18 protein-coding genes, 1 tRNA gene and 1 rRNA gene are annotated in these 20,600 nt (G+C 36.0%); 10 read left to right on the forward strand and 10 right to left on the reverse strand.

What is annotated here, in order from left to right:
• The 10 genes from KE503_RS09585 to dnaA form a co-directional block, all read right to left on the reverse strand.
• Positions 1–298: ribosomal RNA gene (locus KE503_RS09585) — 16S ribosomal RNA — on the reverse strand; the annotation flags it as partial.
• Between the two features lie 501 nt (positions 299–799).
• Positions 800–887 (reverse strand) — tRNA-Ser (locus tag KE503_RS09590).
• Between the two features lie 99 nt (positions 888–986).
• Positions 987–1,541, reverse strand: a complete 555-nt coding sequence (locus KE503_RS09595) for a Fe-S-containing hydro-lyase (protein ID WP_212385091.1) — start codon at positions 1,539–1,541, stop codon at positions 987–989.
• A gap of 53 nt (positions 1,542–1,594) precedes the next feature.
• Positions 1,595–2,437 (reverse strand): fumarate hydratase, encoded by an 843-nt coding sequence (locus KE503_RS09600; RefSeq protein WP_212385092.1) that lies wholly within the window; start codon positions 2,435–2,437, stop codon positions 1,595–1,597.
• 123 nt (positions 2,438–2,560) lie between these two features.
• Positions 2,561–5,044, reverse strand: a complete 2,484-nt coding sequence (gyrA, locus tag KE503_RS09605; protein WP_117945136.1) for a DNA gyrase subunit A — start codon at positions 5,042–5,044, stop codon at positions 2,561–2,563.
• Between the two features lie 14 nt (positions 5,045–5,058).
• On the reverse strand, positions 5,059–6,981 hold the full coding sequence (gene gyrB / locus KE503_RS09610) for a DNA topoisomerase (ATP-hydrolyzing) subunit B (protein WP_055198452.1): 1,923 nt from the start codon (positions 6,979–6,981) through the stop codon (positions 5,059–5,061).
• 9 nt (positions 6,982–6,990) lie between these two features.
• Positions 6,991–8,076 carry a DNA replication/repair protein RecF gene (gene recF, locus KE503_RS09615; RefSeq protein WP_055198451.1) on the reverse strand — a complete coding sequence of 362 codons (1,086 nt, stop codon included), beginning with the start codon at positions 8,074–8,076 and terminating at the stop codon, positions 6,991–6,993.
• A 12-nt stretch (positions 8,077–8,088) separates the two neighbouring features.
• A complete protein-coding gene (locus tag KE503_RS09620; RefSeq protein WP_022374714.1) occupies positions 8,089–8,295 on the reverse strand; it encodes an RNA-binding S4 domain-containing protein in 207 nt (68 codons plus the stop codon).
• Between the two features lie 14 nt (positions 8,296–8,309).
• Positions 8,310–9,413, reverse strand: a complete 1,104-nt coding sequence (gene dnaN / locus KE503_RS09625) for a DNA polymerase III subunit beta (protein WP_212385093.1) — start codon at positions 9,411–9,413, stop codon at positions 8,310–8,312.
• A gap of 282 nt (positions 9,414–9,695) precedes the next feature.
• Positions 9,696–11,030, reverse strand: a complete 1,335-nt coding sequence (gene dnaA, locus KE503_RS09630) for a chromosomal replication initiator protein DnaA (protein WP_055198460.1) — start codon at positions 11,028–11,030, stop codon at positions 9,696–9,698.
• A gap of 414 nt (positions 11,031–11,444) precedes the next feature.
• Between dnaA and rpmH the strand changes: the two genes are divergently transcribed.
• Genes rpmH through argS form a run of 10 tightly spaced genes read left to right on the forward strand, consistent with a single transcriptional unit; the run spans position 11,445 to position 20,560 of the window.
• Positions 11,445–11,579 carry a 50S ribosomal protein L34 gene (gene rpmH / locus KE503_RS09635; protein WP_008392981.1) on the forward strand — a complete coding sequence of 45 codons (135 nt, stop codon included), beginning with the start codon at positions 11,445–11,447 and terminating at the stop codon, positions 11,577–11,579.
• 49 nt (positions 11,580–11,628) lie between these two features.
• Positions 11,629–11,976, forward strand: a complete 348-nt coding sequence (gene rnpA, locus KE503_RS09640; protein WP_022374717.1) for a ribonuclease P protein component — start codon at positions 11,629–11,631, stop codon at positions 11,974–11,976.
• Positions 11,973–12,215: a membrane protein insertion efficiency factor YidD gene (gene yidD, locus KE503_RS09645; protein WP_055198449.1), complete on the forward strand. Its 243-nt coding sequence runs from the start codon at positions 11,973–11,975 to the stop codon at positions 12,213–12,215. The genes rnpA and yidD overlap by 4 nt, the downstream gene beginning before the upstream one ends.
• Entirely contained in the window at positions 12,212–13,210 is a 999-nt protein-coding gene (locus KE503_RS09650) for a YidC/Oxa1 family membrane protein insertase (protein ID WP_117945138.1), read from the forward strand. The genes yidD and KE503_RS09650 overlap by 4 nt, the downstream gene beginning before the upstream one ends.
• A gap of 2 nt (positions 13,211–13,212) precedes the next feature.
• Positions 13,213–14,019 (forward strand): RNA-binding cell elongation regulator Jag/EloR, encoded by an 807-nt coding sequence (gene jag / locus KE503_RS09655; RefSeq protein WP_212385094.1) that lies wholly within the window; start codon positions 13,213–13,215, stop codon positions 14,017–14,019.
• A gap of 48 nt (positions 14,020–14,067) precedes the next feature.
• Positions 14,068–15,444, forward strand: a complete 1,377-nt coding sequence (gene mnmE, locus KE503_RS09660) for a tRNA uridine-5-carboxymethylaminomethyl(34) synthesis GTPase MnmE (RefSeq protein WP_055198447.1) — start codon at positions 14,068–14,070, stop codon at positions 15,442–15,444.
• Positions 15,445–15,446: 2 nt separating this feature from the next.
• Positions 15,447–17,330, forward strand: a complete 1,884-nt coding sequence (mnmG, locus tag KE503_RS09665; RefSeq protein ID WP_022374721.1) for a tRNA uridine-5-carboxymethylaminomethyl(34) synthesis enzyme MnmG — start codon at positions 15,447–15,449, stop codon at positions 17,328–17,330.
• Positions 17,331–17,333: 3 nt separating this feature from the next.
• On the forward strand, positions 17,334–18,044 hold the full coding sequence (rsmG, locus tag KE503_RS09670) for a 16S rRNA (guanine(527)-N(7))-methyltransferase RsmG (protein WP_022374722.1): 711 nt from the start codon (positions 17,334–17,336) through the stop codon (positions 18,042–18,044).
• 59 nt (positions 18,045–18,103) lie between these two features.
• On the forward strand, positions 18,104–18,862 hold the full coding sequence (locus tag KE503_RS09675) for a hypothetical protein (protein WP_212385096.1): 759 nt from the start codon (positions 18,104–18,106) through the stop codon (positions 18,860–18,862).
• A 12-nt stretch (positions 18,863–18,874) separates the two neighbouring features.
• On the forward strand, positions 18,875–20,560 hold the full coding sequence (gene argS, locus KE503_RS09680) for an arginine--tRNA ligase (RefSeq protein WP_212385098.1): 1,686 nt from the start codon (positions 18,875–18,877) through the stop codon (positions 20,558–20,560).
• Positions 20,561–20,600 lie beyond the last annotated feature (40 nt).

Here is a 20,600-nt window from a genome sequence, read left to right on the forward strand (position 1 = left end):
TCGTCGCCTTGGTGAGCCGTTACCTCACCAACCAGCTAATCAGACGCGGGTCCATCCTGTACCACCGGAGTTTTTACCCCTGCACCATGCGGTGCTGTGGTCTTATGCGGTATTAGCAGTCATTTCTGATTGTTATCCCCCTGTACAGGGCAGGTTACCCACGCGTTACTCACCCGTCCGCCACTCAGTCACCAAATCTTCAGTTCCGAAGAAAATCAAATAAGGCGCTTCGTTCGACTTGCATGTGTTAAGCACGCCGCCAGCGTTCATCCTGAGCCAGGATCAAACTCTCATGTTCAATGTTGATCCAAGTTCAAGAAGCACTAGCTTCTTTATCCTTGTTATTACTGTTCTTATAAAGAACGTTCGTTGATTTTTTCTAAAATCATCTGAAAAATTCATTAGAATTTTCAAGGTTGTCTTATTGTTCAGTTGTCAAAGATCTTTTTGTGATCCGCTTCGTATAAGAAGCTTTATCATTATATCACTTAGTTCTTAGCTTGTCAAGAACTTTTTTAATTTATTTTGTTGGCCCGTTCTTTATAAGAACTGCGGCAACTTTTATATCATATCATTTTCTTTTTATTCTGTCAAGAACTTTTTATTTATTTTTTTCAGAATGTTGTGATCGCTCTCCGTCCAATATTCTGAGTAAACAAACATTTCTTTCCGTCATTCCACAAACGATATTCTTCGCTCTGCTATAAGCAGTGCAACTTCTATAAGATATCACATTTCAACATTCATGTCAATATCTTTTGTCAAAAAATTAAACCTTCCAATTCGGAAGATTTAACAACGCAGAAGGAGGGATTTGAACCCTCGCACCGCGTAAACGGTCTATACCCTTAGCAGGGGCACCTCTTCAGCCACTTGAGTACTTCTGCAAATGCCTAAATATTAAAATATTTAATTGCATTCGTCATTCACATGACGCTTAAATAGCTTACCAAAGGATTTGTCTTTTGTCAATAGATTTTTATTGATTATTTTAATTTTTTAAAATTTTCTACTGCAGTCTCATATAAATTGTTTCCATTACTGTCAATCACAACGATAACTGGGAAGTTTTCAACTCTTAATTTGCGGATAGCTTCTGTTCCAAGATCATCATACGCAATCACTTCCGCTTCTTTGATACATTTTGAAAGCAAAGCTCCGGCCCCTCCTACAGCTGCAAAATATACTGCACCATTCTTTTTAATAGATTCAATAACTTCTGGTGAACGCTTTCCTTTACCTATCATTCCTTTTAATCCCTGATCAAGCATCATTGGTGTATACTTATCCATTCTGCTACTCGTTGTTGGTCCTGCTGATCCAATGATCTGTCCTTCTCTCGCTGGCGTTGGCCCAAGATAATAAATAAATTGTCCGGAAACATCTACTGGTAATTCTTTTCCATCTAGTAAAGTTTCATACATTCTTTTATGTGCCGCATCTCTGGCTGTATAGATTGTTCCTGTCAAATATACATAATCTCCTGATTTAAGTTCTGAAAGCTCTTCTGTTTTCGCTGGAACATTTAAATGTTTCTCCATAATCTTCTACTCCTTGTATTTTTAAATACTCATCCAAAATAATATCGAATTCTTTACAGTACTCTATGTGCATGACGATTTACATGACAACAAATATTCACTGCTAATGGCATTCCCGCAATATGTGTAGGGTAAGTCTCAATATTAAGTCCTAACGCAGTTGTAGAACCTCCAAGCCCCCCAGGACCGATTCCCAGCTGATTGATCTCTTCTAACAATTCTTTCTCTAATTTCGCAATATGAGGTTTATCAGAAGGTGTATCTAAATTCCTTGTCAAAGCTTTCTTTGCAAGAAATGCTGCTTTTTCAAAACTTCCTCCAAGTCCAACTCCTACAACCATTGGTGGACAAGCATTGGGACCCGCATCTTTGACCGCCTGAATGACAGATTTCTTCACACCTTCTTCTCCGTCTGCTGGTTTTAACATAAAGATACAACTCATATTTTCACTTCCGAATCCTTTTGGAGCTACTAAGATTTCAAGATTCTCCCCTGGAACAATATCTATATGCACGATCGCAGGTGTATTATCTTTTGTATTCTCGCGGATTAAAGGATCTTTTACAACAGACTTTCTAAGATATCCTTCTGTATATCCCTGACGAACTCCCTCATTCACTGCATCGTGTAAATCCATACCCTCAATATGAACGTCCTGTCCAATATTTAAAAATACGATTGCCATTCCTGTATCCTGACAAATTGGAATCTGATCTGCTGCCGAAATTTCCATATTCTCCTGCAATTGATTTAAAATCTGTTTTCCTAACGGACTCTTTTCGCTTTCTGTTGCATTCTTAAAACGGCATTTCATATCCTCTGTCAAAGATAAGTTTGCCTCGATACACATCTCTTTTATATTCTTGATGATCTCATCTGTATGAATCGTTCTCATGTTTTCCTCCAAAAATATTTTTGTTTTGTATTATCACTGCCAAAAAGTATTTGAGCATCTATTATTTTATTATATAACGAAATCAGGGTACAGACAATTCATCTGCACCCTGATTTTTATTTTTTATTCTTCTGTTGTATTTTCTTCCTGCTCATCTTCAAGTTTCTCTTCACGGACTTTCGCAATGCTGGCTACCTCTACATTCTCACCAACATTCATAACTTTTACTCCAGAAGTATTTCTTCCAAGCATGGAAATGGAGGCTACTGCTGTACGGATAATGATTCCCCCTGTTGTGATCATCATGATCTCATTATCGTCATTGACTGCTTTCACACCTACAACATCACCTGTCTTTTCTGTGATCTTGTAGCACTTAATACCTTTACCACCACGATGCTGTGCTGTAAACTCTGAAGTCAGTGTACGTTTACCCATACCATTTGCAGATACGATCAGCAACGCTTCACCCTGACTGTCAAGCTGCATTCCAATAACTTCATCATCACCTGTCAGATTGATTCCACGAACACCCATAGAAGTACGTCCGATACATCTGACATCGCTTTCATGGAAGCGGATACACTGTCCATTCTTTGTTACAAGGAATACATCCTCATCATCTTCTGTATATTTAACTTCGATCAGCTGGTCATCATCTTTTAATGTGATCGCTGCTAATCCTGTCTTACGGATATTTGCATATTCCATGATAGAAGATTTCTTAACAACACCATATTTTGTTGCCATTAACAGATATTTGCCTTCTTCGTAGTCTGCCAGTGGAATTACTGCTGTGATCTTCTCTCCTGGCTGTAACTGCAGCAGATTAACGATCGCACTTCCTCTTGCCGTTCTTCCACTCTCAGGAATCTCATACGCTTTCAGACGGTATACACGTCCTGTATTGGTAAAGAACATGATGTAGTGATGTGTCGTTGTCATAAACAGTTCTTCGATGTAATCTTCATCGATCGTCTGCATTCCCTTGATACCTTTACCACCACGATTCTGACTCTTGAAATTATCAACAGTCATTCTCTTGATATATCCAAGTTTTGTCATCGTGATTACAGTATTTTCTCTAGGAATCAGATCTTCCATGGAAATGTCATCAACATCAAATCCGATCTGTGTTCTTCTTTCATCTCCATATTTGTCACGGATCAGTGCGATTTCATCTTTGATAACTCCAAGTAATTTCTTTTCGTCTGCTAGAATCGCCTTCAATTCACCGATACGCTCCATCAATTCTTTGTATTCTTTTTCAAGTTTAGCACGTTCCAAACCATTCAGTGCTCTCAGACGCATATCAACGATTGCCTGTGCCTGTGCATCTGAAAGTCCAAAACGTTCCATCAATTCAAGCTTGGCTGCCTGAATGTTCTCTGCTCCACGAATGATCTTGATCACTTCATCGATGTTATCCTGAGCGATCAGTAATCCTTCTAAGATATGTGCTCGTTCTTCCGCTTTGTTTAATTCATAGCGTGTTCTTCTTGTCACGACATCTTTCTGGTGTTCCAGATAATAATCCAGCATCTCGTGCAGGTTCATTGTCTTTGGCTGTCCATCAACAAGTGCCAGCATGATCACACCAAATGTATCCTGAAGCTGTGTATGTTTATATAACTGATTCAGGATTACGTTCGCATTTGCATCACGACGAAGTTCGATGCAGATACGCATACCACTTCTGTCAGATTCATCACGAAGCTCTGTAATTCCTTCCACTTTCTTTTCTCTTACTAAAGCCGCAATCTTCTCGATCAGTCTTGCTTTATTTACCATGTATGGAAGCTCTGTTACGATAATACGCTGCTTTCCATTTGCCATTGCCTCAATATCTGTAACAGCACGCACTTTGATCTTTCCACGACCTGTACGATAAGCCTGATCGATACCAGAACGCCCAAGGATTGTCGCACCTGTAGGGAAATCTGGTCCTTTAATTATCTCTAATAATTCTTCGATCGTTGTCTCACGATCTTCCTCAACCTGATTATCAATGATCTTGATCACCGCATTGATTACTTCTCTAAGGTTATGAGGTGGAATATTCGTTGCCATACCAACCGCGATTCCCTGTGTACCATTCACTAACAGATTTGGGAATCGAGAAGGAAGTACTGCTGGTTCTTTCTCTGTCTCGTCAAAGTTTGGTCTGAAATCAACTGTATTCTTGTTAATATCAGCCAGAAGTTCCATGGAAATCTTGCTTAATCTTGCTTCTGTATAACGCATGGCAGCTGCACCATCACCATCGACAGAACCGAAGTTTCCATGTCCATCTACCAATGGATATCTTGTAGACCATTCCTGCGCCATATTAACTAACGCCCCATAGATAGAGCTGTCACCATGTGGATGATATTTACCCATGGTATCACCAACGATACGGGCACATTTACGATGTGGTTTATCAGGTCCGTTATTTAATTCGATCATCGCATAAAGAATTCTTCTCTGTACCGGTTTCAAACCGTCACGCACATCTGGAAGAGCTCTGGAAGCGATAACGCTCATGGCATAGTCAATATATGAATTCTCCATTGTTTTTTTCAGATCAATGTCATGAACTTTATCAAAAATTGTATTCTCGTCCATTTGTTTCTCCCTTCCTAAATATCAAGATTCTGCACATATTTTGCGTTTGCTTCGATAAATTCTCGTCTTGGCTCTACCTGATCACCCATCAGTGTTGTAAATGTCAGATCGATCTCTGAAGCAGAATCTTCATCAAGGTTTACTCTTAATAAAATTCTCTTCTCAGGATCCATGGTTGTATCCCATAACTGCTCTGCATCCATCTCTCCAAGACCTTTGTAACGCTGAATCTTGTTATTGTTATCTCGTCCGATTTCCTGAAGAATGTTGTTCAATTCTTCATCACTGTAAGCGTACCAGAACTTCTTATTCTTCTCTACACGGTAAAGAGGTGGCTGGGCAAGGTATACATACCCTCGCTTGATCAATTCCGGCATAAAGCGGTATATGAACGTCAGAAGCAATGTTGCGATATGTGCTCCATCGACATCGGCATCCGTCATGATGATGATCTTATGGTATCTTAATTTCTCAATATCAAAATCTTCATGAATTCCCGTACCAAACGCTGTGATCATCGCCTGAATCTCTTTGTTCACAAGAACCTTATCAAGTCTTGCCTTCTCAACGTTCAAGATCTTACCACGAAGAGGCAGGATTGCCTGTGTCGCACGCGAACGAGCTGTCTTTGCTGAACCACCCGCAGAATCTCCCTCAACGATATAGATTTCACAATTCTCTGGATTCTTGTCAGAACAGTCTGCAAGTTTTCCTGGAAGACTCATACCGTCAAGAGCAGTCTTTCTTCTTGTAAGATCACGAGCCTTTCTTGCTGCATCTCTTGCTCTCTGTGCAAGCACAGCCTTCTCACAGATTACTTTCGCAACCTGAGGATTCTGCTCTAAGAAATATTTCAGCTGCTCAGATAAAACGCTGTTAACAGCACCTCTGGCCTCGCTGTTTCCTAACTTCTGTTTTGTCTGACCTTCAAACTGTGGTTCCCCGATCTTGATACTGATAACTGAAGTCAATCCTTCACGGATATCTTCACCACTTAAGTTATCTTCTTTCTCTTTCAGAAGGTTATTCTTTCTTGCATAATCATTGAAAGTAGTTGTTAAAGCCGTCTTAAACCCTGATAAATGTGTTCCACCTTCTGGCGTAATAATATTATTTACGAAACTTAGGGATGTCTCATTGTAAGAATCATTATGCTGGAATGCAACTTCAACATACACTCCGTCTTTCTCACCTTCACAATAAATAACTTCTGGATAGAGTGCTTCTTTTCCCTTATTCAGGTAATCAACGAATTCCTTGATACCACCTTCATAGTGGAATGTCTCTGAAACCTGTTCTTCCCCACGGTCATCTGTTAAAACGATCTTTAAATTCTTTGTTAAGAAAGCTGTCTCTCTTAATCGTCTCTTCAATGTATTGTAATCAAAATCAATCGTCTCAAAAATCGTTGCATCCGGATAAAATGTAACGGTTGTTCCAGTCTTGTCTGTATCACCGAGAACTTTCAGAGGATAGCATACCTTTCCTCTCTCATAACGCTGTTTATGAACATGTCCTTCTTTGCAGACTGTGACTTCCAGCCAGTCAGATAAAGCATTTACAACGGAAGAACCTACACCATGAAGTCCTCCAGATACTTTGTATCCTCCACCGCCGAACTTACCTCCTGCATGAAGGATCGTAAATACAACTTCAACGCTGGATACACCTTTTTTCTTATTGATCCCAACCGGAATTCCACGCCCGTTATCCTCGACTGTAACAGAGCCGTCTTTGTTCAGTGTTACGATGATCGTATCACAGAATCCAGCCAGAGATTCATCTACGGCATTATCTACAATTTCGTATACCAGATGATGAAGTCCTTTTTCTGATGTACTTCCAATGTACATTCCGGGTCTTTTACGCACAGCTTCTAACCCTTCCAGAATCTGGATCTGATCAGCTCCATATTCTCCATTTTTTTGTGTACCCATAGTTTCCTCCTAATTTTCTTTTACAATTTTTCCTGCTTTTATTTGAAACATACGTTGAATTGGCAGGTGTTTACTAATAAATTCATCTAAGCCCGTACATGTAATAATCGTCTGTGTATCTTTAATACTCTCCAAAAGATACGTCTTACGATTACTATCAAGCTCCGACAAAACATCGTCAAGCAGCAAGATCGGTGATTCTTTCATCACTTCACGCATCAATTGAATCTGCGCCAGCTTTAAAGATAATGCTGCTGTCCTTTGCTGCCCCTGTGAACCATATTTTCTGATATCGATTCCATTTACAACAAAACTAATATCATCACGATGCGGTCCCACAGTCGTTGTAAAATATTTTAAATCTTTTTGTCTCTTTTTTTTAAGTTCCGTTAAATAACTATCATACCCTACATTGCGATCATATTCCAGTAAAATTTGTTCTTTTCCACCAGTTAATTTATTGTGAATTTTTTGACAGACTTTACCCAAATGTTTGATAAATTTTTCACGATATTTAATAACTTCCGAACCATATTTTACAAGTTGAATATCCCATGCTTCTAACGTATCTATCAGATTATTCTGAAAACGTATTTGTTTTAATAAATTATTTCTCTGTATCAAAATCTTATTATAATTTGTCAGTTGATACAAATACAGACGTTCCATCTGCGACAATTCAATATCCAGAAATTTTCTTCTCTCACTAGGACCACTTTTTACGATCTTTAAATCTTCTGGAGAAAACAAAATTACCGGAATCTGCCCAAGTAGATCACTTGATCTTCTGATCGGAATCTTGTCAATTGCCACACCTTTTGCTTTATTTTTCTTAAGATGCATATCCAACTGATGGTCGATTCCCTGCTTTTCAAAATGAATTCTTATGTGAGCTTCATTTTCTTCAAACTTTATTAACTCTCGATCCTTGTTTCCTCGATGCGATTTGGTTGTTGCGCTCAGATAAATAGATTCCAGAATATTAGTCTTTCCCTGGGCATTATCTCCATACAATAAATTGGTTCCACTCGCAAAATTCATGGAAAGTTCATCATAATTCCGATAATTTTTTAATTCCAAAGATTTAATAATCATACTACTCCCACACTATTTTACAATGCGAATTTCCTGTCCATCAAAAGACACAACTTCACCGCCATATAATTTTTTTCCTCTTCTTGTTTCAACTTCTCCGTTTACAAGAACTTCTCCATCCTGAATGACAATTTTTGCTACAACTCCAGAATCTACCAGTCCAGCAGCTTTTAATGCCTGACCAAGTTTAATAAATTCATCTTTAAGTTTAATTTCCATCTAAAAAATCCTTTCTAATGATTAAAATTAACCGGAAGAATCAGATAATTATATGTTCCGGCATCATCTTTGATATAACAAGGTGCTTTCGGATTTACAAGATAAATATTGATTTCTTCATCATCGATTACTCGAAGAACATCCATTAAAAACTTAGGATTAAAGCCAATTAAGAGATCTCTTCCTTCTTTTTGGATCAAAATTTCTTCTTCCATTGATCCAAAGAAAGAATTGATATTTAATTTTAATGAATGATCCGTAATATTGATAATTATTGGTTTTTTATCAGATTCACGAATCAAAAGACTCGCTCTGTCGATACAATTTAAAAATTCTTTTTTGTTAATTATGATTTTTGTTTCATAATCGCTGGATAACATCTGACTTATCTTATAATATTCCCCTTCTAGCAATCTTGAAACAACTCTTGTATTATCAAATTCAAATAAAATATGTTTTGAAGTTACATAAATTGAAACATTTTCGTCCATTTCTCCGGAAATGATCTTAACAATTTCCTGTAAAGTTTTACCAGGGACAATAACTTTAAACGGATCATAATGATCTTTTAGTTCAATATGTCGAATAGAGATTCGATGACCATCCAAAGATACAACACTTAATTGGTCATCTTTCACTTCAAATAATTCACCAGTCATTAATTTTGTATTTTCATTGTCAGAAATTGAAAAAATTGTTTGACGAATTACTTCTTTTAATGAAAACTGTGACAAAGTGATGCTTTGATTTTTCTCAATCTCTGGTAAAGAAGGAAATTCTTCTCCTTCCTGTCCCATAATCTGAAAACATGCTTTTTCACAAGTAATCGTTGCTTTATACTGATCATCAGTTTCTATCATTACATCATTATCTGGTAATTTTCGTACAATTTCAGAAAAAAGTTTTGCTTCAATTGCAATTTTACCAGGTGCATCAATATGACCATCAATGGTTGTTTCAATTCCAAGTTCCATATCATTTGCTGTTAATCTGATATTTCCTGCAACTGCCTCAATTAAGATACATTTCAAAATTGGAAGAGTCGTATTATTTGATACTGCTTTTGAAACAATGGAAACAGCATGCACTAAATTAGATTTTGTACATATGATTTTCATAATTGTGAATAACTCCTTTCGGTGTCAGATTGTTGTTAAATAAATAAATAAAAGTCGTAGTAATAGTCGTAGTAGCTGTGGATATGGGGATAACCTTAAAAAACCGCTAAGGATAAAGCTTTATAAGGGTTGATAAAATGTTCAAAAGTTGATGAAAATCAGAGGATAATCGTGAACTTATCAACATCACCTAAAATTGCAAAAACAATAATACACAGGATATCCACAGCTTATCCACAGAAAATGTGGATAACTAACGATAAAATGTGAAAAAAATAAAAATTAATCCATCTTTTTGGTGATAACTTCAATAACCTTGCTTAATTCAGGGTCTTTTTCAAGATCTTTTTCAATTTTCTCAATACCATGAATCACAGTAGAGTGATCCCTCTTACCAATGATCTCACCAATTTTAACGAGTGATTGATCTGTCATTTTCTTACACAAATACATACAGATCTGCCGTGGATAAGCAATATCATGACTGCGTTTTTTTGAGATGATATCACTTGTCTGAATATTAAAATGTTCAGCAACTGTCTGCATGATCAATTCAGGTGTAATAGCCTGTTTTGTTTTATTATCGATCAGATCTTGAAGAGCAATTTTGGATAATTCAAGGTCAATTGGTTTTTTATTTAATTTGGAATAAACCTTAATTTTGTTTAATGCACCTTCGAGGTCACGAATATTAGACTTAATGTGTGTTGCAATGTAATCAAAAATTTCATCATCAATATAAATATTGTCTAATTCTGCACGTTTTCTGAGGATTGCAACCTTTGTTTCATAGTTTGGAGGTTGGATATCAACTGGAAGTCCCCAGCTGAAACGGCTCCGGAGTCTTTCTTCTAATACATCCAGCTCTTTTGGAGGTTTATCAGAGGAAAGAATAATTTGTTTTTTAGAGTTATAAAGTGCATTAAAGGTATGGAAAAATTCCTGCTGTGTACTTTCTTTACCAATAACGAACTGAATATCATCGACTAATAAAACATCGATATTACGGTATTTACTGCGCAACTCTTCCTGTTTTTTGTGCTGAATTGAATTGATAACTTCATTTGTAAAATCTTCACTTGTTACATATAAAACATTTAAAGAACTATTATGTTCAATGATATAATGTGCGATGGAGTGCATTAAATGAGTCTTTCCAAGACCTGCACCTCCATATAAAAACAGCGGATTATAGGCTTCCGCTGGAGCTTCCGCAACAGCAATACTGGCAGCATGTGCCATGCGGTTATTGTCACCGATTACGAATGTATCAAAAGTATAACGGGGATTTAAGTTATTATTGTCATGTTCAGGTGTAGCAGCAGGAGTTTGTTTTGGTTTTTCTCCATCTTTTTCTAGCTCAACCTCTATATCGTATTTCTTGCCGGTAAGATCAGAAATAGCAAGGGAAATATAAAAATCGTACATTTTTTTCTTAATAAATTGAATACCCCGCTCATCATATTTAGCATCCAGAGAAAGAATTATCTTATTGGACTGGACATCTTTAATATGTAATGGTTTAATCCAGGCATTAATTGCAGCACTGGAAACGTCATGCTCTTGCTCAAGCTTGACTAATACATCATCCCAAATTTTCTCAATTTCGTTTTTCATGGATAACATAAATCCCTTTCTAAATCATATTTTTATAAATGTGCATAGTACGGCACTATATTTAGTGTATAACAAAAGATTTCTTTTTTCAATCGAAAAATAAAAGTTGCCCACATATTGTGGATAAGTTATTCCACATTATACACATGTTGAAAAACGTGATAAAATAAGGCAATTCGACATTTTGTGTGTTTATTGCCCACATTTTATCACCAAGTTATGCACAAGTTATCTACAAATTGTGGATAACTTTCGCGCAAACCACAATATATATGAAAATACATAAGAAAGTGAAAAAAACGTAGAATTTACTTGACTTTTTGGCATTTCTCTGTCTATAATAGGAGTGATGTTTTTACGAATATATTATTCATATATATAACGCATAAAATTTTGTTAAGGAGGTGTTTTAGAATGAAAATGACATTTCAGCCAAAGAAAAGACAGAGATCTAAGGTTCATGGATTTAGAAAAAGAATGAGCACTGCAAACGGAAGAAAAGTTCTGAAGAGCAGAAGAGCAAAAGGAAGAAATAGATTATCAGCTTAGGTCGCAGAGATGTGACCTTTTCTTTTCTCTATTAATAAGGAAGAGAACCATGAAAAATTATCATTCATTAAGAAATAATAAAGAGTTCCAGATGGTATATAATGAAGGAAAATCCAAAGCTAATAAGTACTTGGTCCTTTATTATAGGAAGAATGACCTAGAATATAATCGTCTGGGAATATCAGTAAGTAAAAAAGTTGGAAATAGTGTAGTGCGTCATAGAACTACACGCTTAATTCGTGAAAGCTATCGTTTGAATCAGGATAATTTAAAAACAGGATATGATATGGTAGTAATTGCAAGACAAACTGCAAAAGGAAAGGACTGCCATACGATTGAAAGTGCATTTTTACATTTGGTAGATCTGCATCATCTAAGAAGAGTTGAACACAATTGAAGAAGATTTTAATATCCATTATCAGGTTTTACAGAAAATATTTATCGAAATTAAAGGGAAGAGGAACATGTATTTATGTTCCGACTTGTTCGGAATATGCCATAGAAGCATTGGAGAAGCACGGAGTTGTCAAAGGGAGTCTTTTGGCAATTTTTAGAATATTACGATGTAATCCATTTTCAAAAGGCGGATATGACCCTGTTCCGGAAGTCAGGAAAGGAAAAAGGTGCAAAAAATGATGTTATTGGCACAAGCCCAGACTACGGGCACCGGAGGTATTTTAACTCCGTTTGTAATTATTTTTGGTTGGATCATTCGAGCAATCTATAGTGGATTAGCAACAATGGGTATCTATAATGTTGGTTTATGTATTATTTTATTTACATTAGTTTCTAAGTTAATTTTATTACCATTAACAATGAAACAGCAGAGATCTATGAAGATCAATCAGCATATGCAACCAGAGATCAATAAGATCACTAAGAAATATCGTAACAAAAGAGACCAGGCATCTATGATGAAACAGAATGAAGAGATGCAGAAAGTTTATGAAAAGTATGGTTCAAGTCCAACTGGTGGATGTTTACCAACATTAATTCAGTTTCCGATCATCATGGCACTGTATTATGTAATTCGTGGTGTTAATACTTATATTCCTCAGATTGCACATGATACACAGTATCATCCAAATCTATTTTTAGGTATGGATTTAAATTCAGCACCAGGATTCAGATTAACTCCATTACTGATCATCCCTGTATTATCATTTATTTTTCAGTTCTTAAGTGCAAAAACATCTATGTCTACAAATCAGATGGATGAAAGTACACCAGGAGCAGGAATGACAAAGAGTATGATGTACACAATGCCGTTAATGTCATTTGTAATGTGTATTTCATTACCAATCGGTATTGGTATTTACTGGACAGCGAGTGCTTTATTCCAGTATATTCAGCAGGTTGCGTTTAATTACCATTATGATCATGCTGATATGGATAAGATTATTGAAAAAAGTCGTGAGAAGGCAGCTAAGAAAAGAAAGAAAAAAGGTCCTTCTCTTTATGAAAAGATGTTGGGAGCACAGGCTGAACAGCAGGGACTGCAAGGTACAGATTCCAGCATTAAGAAGAGTGCAAATCTGAAATCAACAAAGAATATTGATTATTCAGGAAATTCTAAAGGAGGAATTGCTTCTAAAGCGAATGCACTCAACAAAAACAAAGGGGGTAAATAAGGATGTCAGCAAAGAGATTCACTGGAAAAACTGAATCTGATGCAGTTATGAATGCTGCAATGGAGTTGGGAATTCCAAGTACAGACCTCAAGTATACAGTGATCGATCCGGGAAGTAATGGCTTTTTTGGGCTGTTTAAGAAACCAGTCATCATTGAAATTAAAGAAGAAGAAAAGAAAGAGACAGAAGTTAAGCCTCAGACAATAGAAAAAGAGAAACCTAAGAAAAAGGTTGAAAAGAAACCAGCGAAGACGGCAGATGAGAAATCAAATCGTCAGCCTAAGAAGAGTTCTAAAGCAAAAGAAGAGGTTCCTGTAAAGGAAACTAAGAAGAATAAGACACCAGAGAATATTGATCAGATCATTAAAGATACTGAAAAGTATTTGGATGAAGTGTTAAGAGCGATGGGACTTGATCCAAAGTTAAATCTTTACTATAACCGCAGAGATAACGTATTAAACATCAATGTATCTGGAGAGAAGATGGGTGCATTGATCGGTAAGCACGGACAGACACTGGATGCCCTGCAGTATCTTATCAGTCTTTATGTAAATAAAGAGAGCGATTCTTTTGTAAAGATCAAGCTTGATACAGAAAATTACAGAGAAAGAAGACAGCAGACTTTAGAGAAATTAGCAGGAAGCATTGCGTATAAAGTAAAGAAGAATAAAAAACCAATTTACTTAGAACCAATGAATCCAAATGAGCGTAGAATCATCCATTCTGCATTGCAGAGAGATCCGGAAGTGATTACAAAGAGCGAAGGTAAGGATCCTTATCGTAAAGTTGTTGTTATGCTTAAAAAATAAGATTTAGGGCTGCCTTAATTTAGGCAGCCCTTTTTTGAGGTATATTATATGAAGTCAAATACGATTGCAGCAATTGCTACTCCGATGACCAATAGTGGAATTGGAATTATCAGGATCAGCGGAGATCAGGCACTGGATATTATTGAAAAAGTATTTAAACCGAAGAAAATAGATAAGAAGATAAAGGAAGTCAAGACATATACAGCACATTATGGACACGTATATGACGGAGAGACATTGCTTGATGAGTGTATTGTGCTTGTTATGAAAGGTCCACATTCTTATACAGCAGAAGATGTTGTAGAGATTAACTGCCATGGTGGTGTGGTTGTTATGAAGAAAGTTCTGGAAGCAGTATTTAAGGCCGGAGCAGCACCTGCAGAGCCAGGTGAGTTTACAAAGAGAGCATTTTTGAATGGACGAATCGACCTTTCAGAAGCAGAAGCTGTTATGGATCTGATTCAGTCTAAGAATGAATTTGCAATGAGCACATCTTTAAAGCAGTTAGAGGGGGCGCTTGGAAAGAAAATTACAGAGATCCGAAAACAGATTATTCACAGCGTTGCATTTATCGAATCAGCATTGGATGACCCAGAACATTATAGTGTGGATGGATTTTCAGATGAGCTGAGAGAGCAGGTTGAGAAAATTATTAAACAGTTGAATGAATTTCTGGAGAATGCAGATAATGGACGAATTCTCAAAGAAGGAATACAGACTGTTATTGTTGGAAAACCGAATGCAGGAAAATCTTCTGTATTGAATGTTTTGCTGGGAGAGGAACGAGCAATCGTTACAGATATTGCAGGTACAACAAGAGATACGTTGGAAGAATCAATTCAGATCAAAGGAATTCCGCTGAACATCATTGATACAGCAGGAATCAGAGATACAAATGATCTGATTGAAAAGATTGGAGTAGACAAAGCCAAAGAACTGTTAAAGAAAGCTGATCTTGTTCTTTATGTTGTAGATACATCAGATCCTTTAACGAAGGATGATGAAGAAATCATGCAGCTTATTGAAGGTAAGCAAACGATTGTTTTATTAAATAAAGCTGATCTTGAGCAGGTAGTGACAAAGGAAAATCTTAAGGAAAAAGGTTTTGATCAGATTGTTCAGATTTCAGCCAAGGAGCAGACTGGAATTGAAGAATTATATCAATTGATTCAGGATATTTTCTTTGAAGGACATGTTTCGTTTAATGATGAAATATACCTGACGAATATGAGACACAAAACAGAAGTAAGTGAGGCATTAAAGAGCCTTTCTATGGTATTACAGAGTATTGAAGATGGAATGCCAGAAGATTTCTTCTCTATTGATCTTTTAGATGCCTATGAGCATTTAGGATTTATCACAGGAGAATCTGTGGGAGAAGACCTGGTAAATGAGATTTTTGCAGAATTTTGTATGGGTAAATAAAGATGAATAATTTAGAAGAAAAATATGATATCATTGTTGTAGGTGCTGGCCATGCCGGATGTGAAGCCGCACTTGCAGCAGCCAGAATGGGATTTGAAACAATCTGTTTTACAGTAAGCATGGATAGTGTTGCACTGATGCCATGCAATCCGAATATTGGAGGAAGCTCTAAGGGACATCTGGTAAAAGAAATTGATGCACTTGGTGGTGAAATGGGTAAAAATATCGATAAAACCTATTTACAGTCCAAGATGCTAAATAAATCAAAGGGACCGGCAGTACATTCTTTGAGAGCACAGGCAGATAAGAAGATGTATTCTATTTCTATGACACAGGTTATGGGGAATACACCAAATCTTACACTTCGTCAGGGGGAAGTTACAGAAATCCTTGTGGAAGATGGAAAGATTAAAGGAGTTAAGACATATTCAGGTGCGGTTTATTATGCAAAAGCAGTTGTATTGACGACAGGAACTTATCTGAAAGCACGTTGCATTTATGGGGAAGTAAGTAATCACACAGGACCAAACGGGCTGCAGGCAGCCAATTATCTGACAGATTCCTTAAAGAGTCATGGTATTTCCATGAGACGATTTAAAACAGGAACACCTGCCAGAATTGATAAGAATACGATTGATTTTTCTAAGATGGCAGAGCAGTTTGGAGATGAAAGGATCGTACCATTCAGCTTTACAAATAAGGAAGAAGATATCAAGAGAGATCAGATTTCATGCTGGTTAACGTATACAACAGAAGAGACACATGAAATCATCAAAGAAAATCTTCACAGATCACCATTATTTTCTGGAGCAATTGAGGGAACAGGACCTAGATATTGTCCATCTATCGAAGACAAGATCGTGAAGTTTCCAGATAAGAATCGTCATCAGGTATTTATTGAGCCAGAAGGCGAATATACAAATGAGATGTATGTTGGTGGTATGTCAAGTTCATTGCCAGAAGATGTACAGTATAAGATGTATCACAGTGTTCCAGGACTTGAGAATGCCAAGATCGTGAGAAATGCTTACGCAATTGAGTATGATTGTATTGATGCGACACAGTTAAAAGCATCTCTGGAATTTAAAGAGATTGATGGTTTATTTTCTGGTGGACAGTTTAATGGAAGCTCAGGATATGAAGAGGCAGCAGCACAAGGGTTGATGGCAGGTATCAACGCTGCACGTAAATTACAGGAAAAAGATCCTATCATTCTGGATCGTTCACAGGCTTATATTGGAGTTTTGATCGATGATCTGGTTACAAAAGAAACACAAGAACCATATCGTATGATGACATCAAGAGCAGAGTATCGTTTACTACTTCGTCAGGATAATGCGGATCTTCGTCTGACAAAGATTGGATATGAAGCAGGATTGATCAGTCAGGAACGATATGACAAGTTATTAGTAAAAGAACAGCAGATTGAAGATGAGATGAAGCGTCTTGAAGATATTAATGTGGGTGCATCCAAAAATGTTCAGACATTGCTTGAGAAACTTGGCAGTACAACATTAAAATCATCTGCAAAGATGACAGAACTGATTCGTCGTCCAGAGCTTACTTATATGGATTTGGCACCAATCGATCCAGATAGACCAGAGTACGATCTGGATGTTCAGGAACAGGTAAATATTAATATTAAATATGAAGGATATATCAAACGTCAGTTGTCACAGGTAAAACAGTTTAAGAAGATGGAGAAAAAGAGAATTCCAGAAGATATTGATTACGAAGATGTTGGAAGCTTGCGAATTGAAGCAAAACAGAAGTTATCAAAGATCAGACCATCGTCTATCGGACAGGCATCCAGAATTTCAGGGGTGTCACCAGCAGATATTTCTGTATTGCTGATTTATCTGGAACAAATGCATCATAGGAGATAATAGATGGAAAGATTAAGAGAAAAAGCAGCTGCATTTGGAATTGCATTAAGTGATCATCAGTTAGAACAGTTTGAAATGTACTATAAGATGCTTGTAGAGAAGAATAAAGTGATGAACCTGACCGCGATCACAGAAAAAAATGAAGTAATTGATAAACATTTTGCAGATAGCTTGGCATTGGTAAAGAGTGGAGTTGAGTTGAAAGATCAAAAAATTCTGGATCTAGGAACAGGTGCAGGATTCCCAGGGATTCCATTAAAGATTGCATTTCCAGAATTAGAGATTGTATTACTAGATTCCTTAAATAAACGAATTAAATTTTTAAATGAAGTAATCAACACATTAGGACTTCAAAAAATCACAGCGATTCATGGACGTGCAGAAGATTTTGCAAAACAAAAAGAATATAGAGAAAATTTTGATTATGTAGTATCAAGAGCGGTGGCAAATCTGACAGTTTTATCAGAGTATTGTATTCCTTATGTAAAAGAAGGGGGATATTTTCTTCCATATAAATCAGGGGATATCAAAGAAGAAGCCAAGAATTCAAAAAAAGCGGTGAAAATTCTAGGTGGAAATATTGAAGATATTATATCTTTTGAAATTCCGGATACAGATATGGCGAGAACAATTTTAAAGATTCATAAGACAAAAGCAACACCAAAACGTTTTCCAAGGAAAGCTGGTTTACCATCAAAGGAACCAATTTGTTAAAAGGTTTTACTTTCATTTCTGATGGTTATCGTTTATGATAAAAAGAAAGTGGTAAAAATATGGAGAAGAAGAAAGAAAAAAGTTATTTGATCAGTCAGTTATATGATTATCTGGAAGAACAGATACAGTTATTAAAAACAGACAGACATCAGTTGAACCGCAAGATGTATGAGGTCATGCAGGAAAAGAATGAAAAAGAAGGTACGATTGAAAACCAGCAGAAAATCTATCAGATACGAAAGATATTTTCACCGTTACCATTAGAAATCGAAGAATCAAAGCAAAGTGTTTCAGAAGATGTTATAAAGATTGAAAAAGATATCAAAGAATTTCAGAAGAAGATTCATGATAAAGATCATAGAATCGAAGAATTACTTAGCTATCAAAAGGGATTAGAAGAAGATCTGCTCTTTGATGATATAGTAACTGAAGATGTTAACGAAGATGAAAAGATTCCATTTGTTCCAGCGTTTGATGAATTGATGAAATATATTAAAAAAATATATCCAACAGCACGATTAAATTATCGCGAATCAAAAGAGGAATCTAAAGTTTGTATGACATTTTCATTTTTGAAAGGATTTCATGAGATATTTGAGACATTAATGGATGATATAGGGGTTTTTGTTATTAACTTTGAAAAAACTATTGATGAGTATAAAATATTAATTAAAATAGAAGCAAAACCTAAAATTATTAAAAATGCAAAAGAGTTTTATGAGAAACGCAGTGCCCTTGAAAAAGAACTTACAAAAGAATTTTCAGTGACAAGATGGAAGACAAATTCAATTAATGTTCAGGCATTGATCGAACTATAGAAAGGGAAGATTATGAGAAATAAAGTTATTGATTTATTAGATCAGACAATCGAAGAATTAGATAAAGAGAAGATTGATGGAATTCTTGAAATTCCACCAAAAGATGATATGGGAGATTTCGCATTTCCATGTTTTCAATTAGCGAAAGTATTTAGAAAAGCTCCTAATATGATCGCAACAGAGCTTGCAGAAAAAATTCCTGCAAGCGACGATGTATCAAAAGTAGAAGCTATGGGCCCTTATGTAAACTTCTTTTTAAATAAAGAAAATTATGTAAAAGAAGTTTTAGCAAAAGTAAATGATACTTATGGTACCCAGGAAATCGGAAAAGGAAAAACTGTTTGTATCGATTATTCTTCACCTAATATTGCAAAGAACTTTCATGTTGGACATTTAAGAACGACAATCATTGGAAACTCTTTATATCATATTTTTGATAAATTGGGATATCAAGTAGAAAGAATTAATCATTTAGGTGATTGGGGAACACAGTTTGGTAAACTGATCGTTGCGTATAAGAAATGGGGAAGTAAAGAAGCGGTTGAAGAAAAAGGTATTCCTGAGCTTTTAAGAATTTATGTAAAATTCCATGAAGAAGCTGAGAAAGATGATACATTAAATGATCAGGCTCGAGAATGGTTTGCCAAGATGGAAAAAGGTGATGAAGAAGCATTATCTATCTGGGAATGGTTTAAAGATATCAGTATGGTAGAATATAAAAGAATTTATAAAATGCTGAATATGGATTTTGATCATTACACAGGTGAAAGCTTTTATCGTGATAAAACAGCAGCAGTTGTAGAAGAATTAAAAGAGAAAAATCTTCTAAAAGAAAGTGAAGGAGCAATGATCGTAGATCTTGATGAATATGATATGGCGCCATGTCTTGTAATGAAGAAAGACGGAAGTAGTATTTATGCAACAAGAGATTTAGCTGCAATTTTCTATCGAAAGAAAGAATATAATTTTGATAAGTGTATTTATGTAACTGGATTAGAGCAGAAATTACATTTTGCACAGGTATTTAAAGTAGTAGAATTAATGGGATATGAATGGGCAAAAGAAAACCTGATTCATGTACCTTATGGATTAGTAAGTTTAGAAGGTGGAAAGCTTTCAACAAGAAGTGGTAATATCGTATATGCAGAAGACATCTTAAAAGAATCTGTATCTAAGATCAGAGAGATCATTGCAGAAAAGAATCCAGATCTTAAAGATAAAGAAGATGTTGCACAGAAAGTTGGAATTGGAGCAATTATCTTTAATGACTTGTATAACCAGAGAATCAAAGATGTAACATTTACATGGGAGAAGATTCACAGCTTTGATGGTGAGACAGGACCATATGTTCAGTACACATATGCAAGAGCTGCAAGTGTGTTGAGAAAAACAGGAATCACAGAAGTTGGAGATATTGATGCATCTTTAGTAACAGATGAAACATCTGTAGCTTTATTAAAGGGAATCGAAAGATTCCCAGAAGTGATCAAAGTGGCAGCAGATAGATTAGAACCTTCTGTAGTTTCTAGATATGTTATGGGAGTAGCACAAAGTTTCAATCGTTTTTATCATGAAAATCAGTGTAATGTAGAGGATCAGAAATTAAAAGAAGCAAGAGTTAAGATTGTTATTTTGGCAAAACAGGTAATTAAAGATGCATTAGAATTATTAGGAATCCAGTGTCCAGAACAAATGTAATTAATAATAAAGCTTTATTAATTATTATGGATAGATGCAT

The sequence above is a fragment of the Anaerostipes sp. Marseille-Q3525 genome (genome assembly GCF_018223505.1).
Lineage (GTDB): Bacteria > Bacillota > Clostridia > Lachnospirales > Lachnospiraceae > Anaerostipes > Anaerostipes amylophilus.

Coding starts and splice junctions, on each gene's coding strand:
- KE503_RS09620 (WP_022374714.1), bottom strand. CDS start 8,295: ATGGAAATTAAACTTAAAGATGAATTTATTAAACTTGGTCAGGCATTA.
- gyrB (WP_055198452.1), bottom strand. CDS start 6,981: ATGGGTACACAAAAAAATGGAGAATATGGAGCTGATCAGATCCAGATT.
- KE503_RS09595 (WP_212385091.1), bottom strand. CDS start 1,541: ATGGAGAAACATTTAAATGTTCCAGCGAAAACAGAAGAGCTTTCAGAA.
- dnaA (WP_055198460.1), bottom strand. CDS start 11,030: ATGAAAAACGAAATTGAGAAAATTTGGGATGATGTATTAGTCAAGCTT.
- mnmG (WP_022374721.1), top strand. CDS start 15,447: ATGAATAATTTAGAAGAAAAATATGATATCATTGTTGTAGGTGCTGGC.
- argS (WP_212385098.1), top strand. CDS start 18,875: ATGAGAAATAAAGTTATTGATTTATTAGATCAGACAATCGAAGAATTA.
- KE503_RS09675 (WP_212385096.1), top strand. CDS start 18,104: ATGGAGAAGAAGAAAGAAAAAAGTTATTTGATCAGTCAGTTATATGAT.
- recF (WP_055198451.1), bottom strand. CDS start 8,076: ATGATTATTAAATCTTTGGAATTAAAAAATTATCGGAATTATGATGAA.
- KE503_RS09650 (WP_117945138.1), top strand. CDS start 12,212: ATGATGTTATTGGCACAAGCCCAGACTACGGGCACCGGAGGTATTTTA.
- rnpA (WP_022374717.1), top strand. CDS start 11,629: ATGAAAAATTATCATTCATTAAGAAATAATAAAGAGTTCCAGATGGTA.
- rsmG (WP_022374722.1), top strand. CDS start 17,334: ATGGAAAGATTAAGAGAAAAAGCAGCTGCATTTGGAATTGCATTAAGT.
- mnmE (WP_055198447.1), top strand. CDS start 14,068: ATGAAGTCAAATACGATTGCAGCAATTGCTACTCCGATGACCAATAGT.
- dnaN (WP_212385093.1), bottom strand. CDS start 9,413: ATGAAAATCATATGTACAAAATCTAATTTAGTGCATGCTGTTTCCATT.
- rpmH (WP_008392981.1), top strand. CDS start 11,445: ATGAAAATGACATTTCAGCCAAAGAAAAGACAGAGATCTAAGGTTCAT.
- gyrA (WP_117945136.1), bottom strand. CDS start 5,044: ATGGACGAGAATACAATTTTTGATAAAGTTCATGACATTGATCTGAAA.
- jag (WP_212385094.1), top strand. CDS start 13,213: ATGTCAGCAAAGAGATTCACTGGAAAAACTGAATCTGATGCAGTTATG.
- KE503_RS09600 (WP_212385092.1), bottom strand. CDS start 2,437: ATGAGAACGATTCATACAGATGAGATCATCAAGAATATAAAAGAGATG.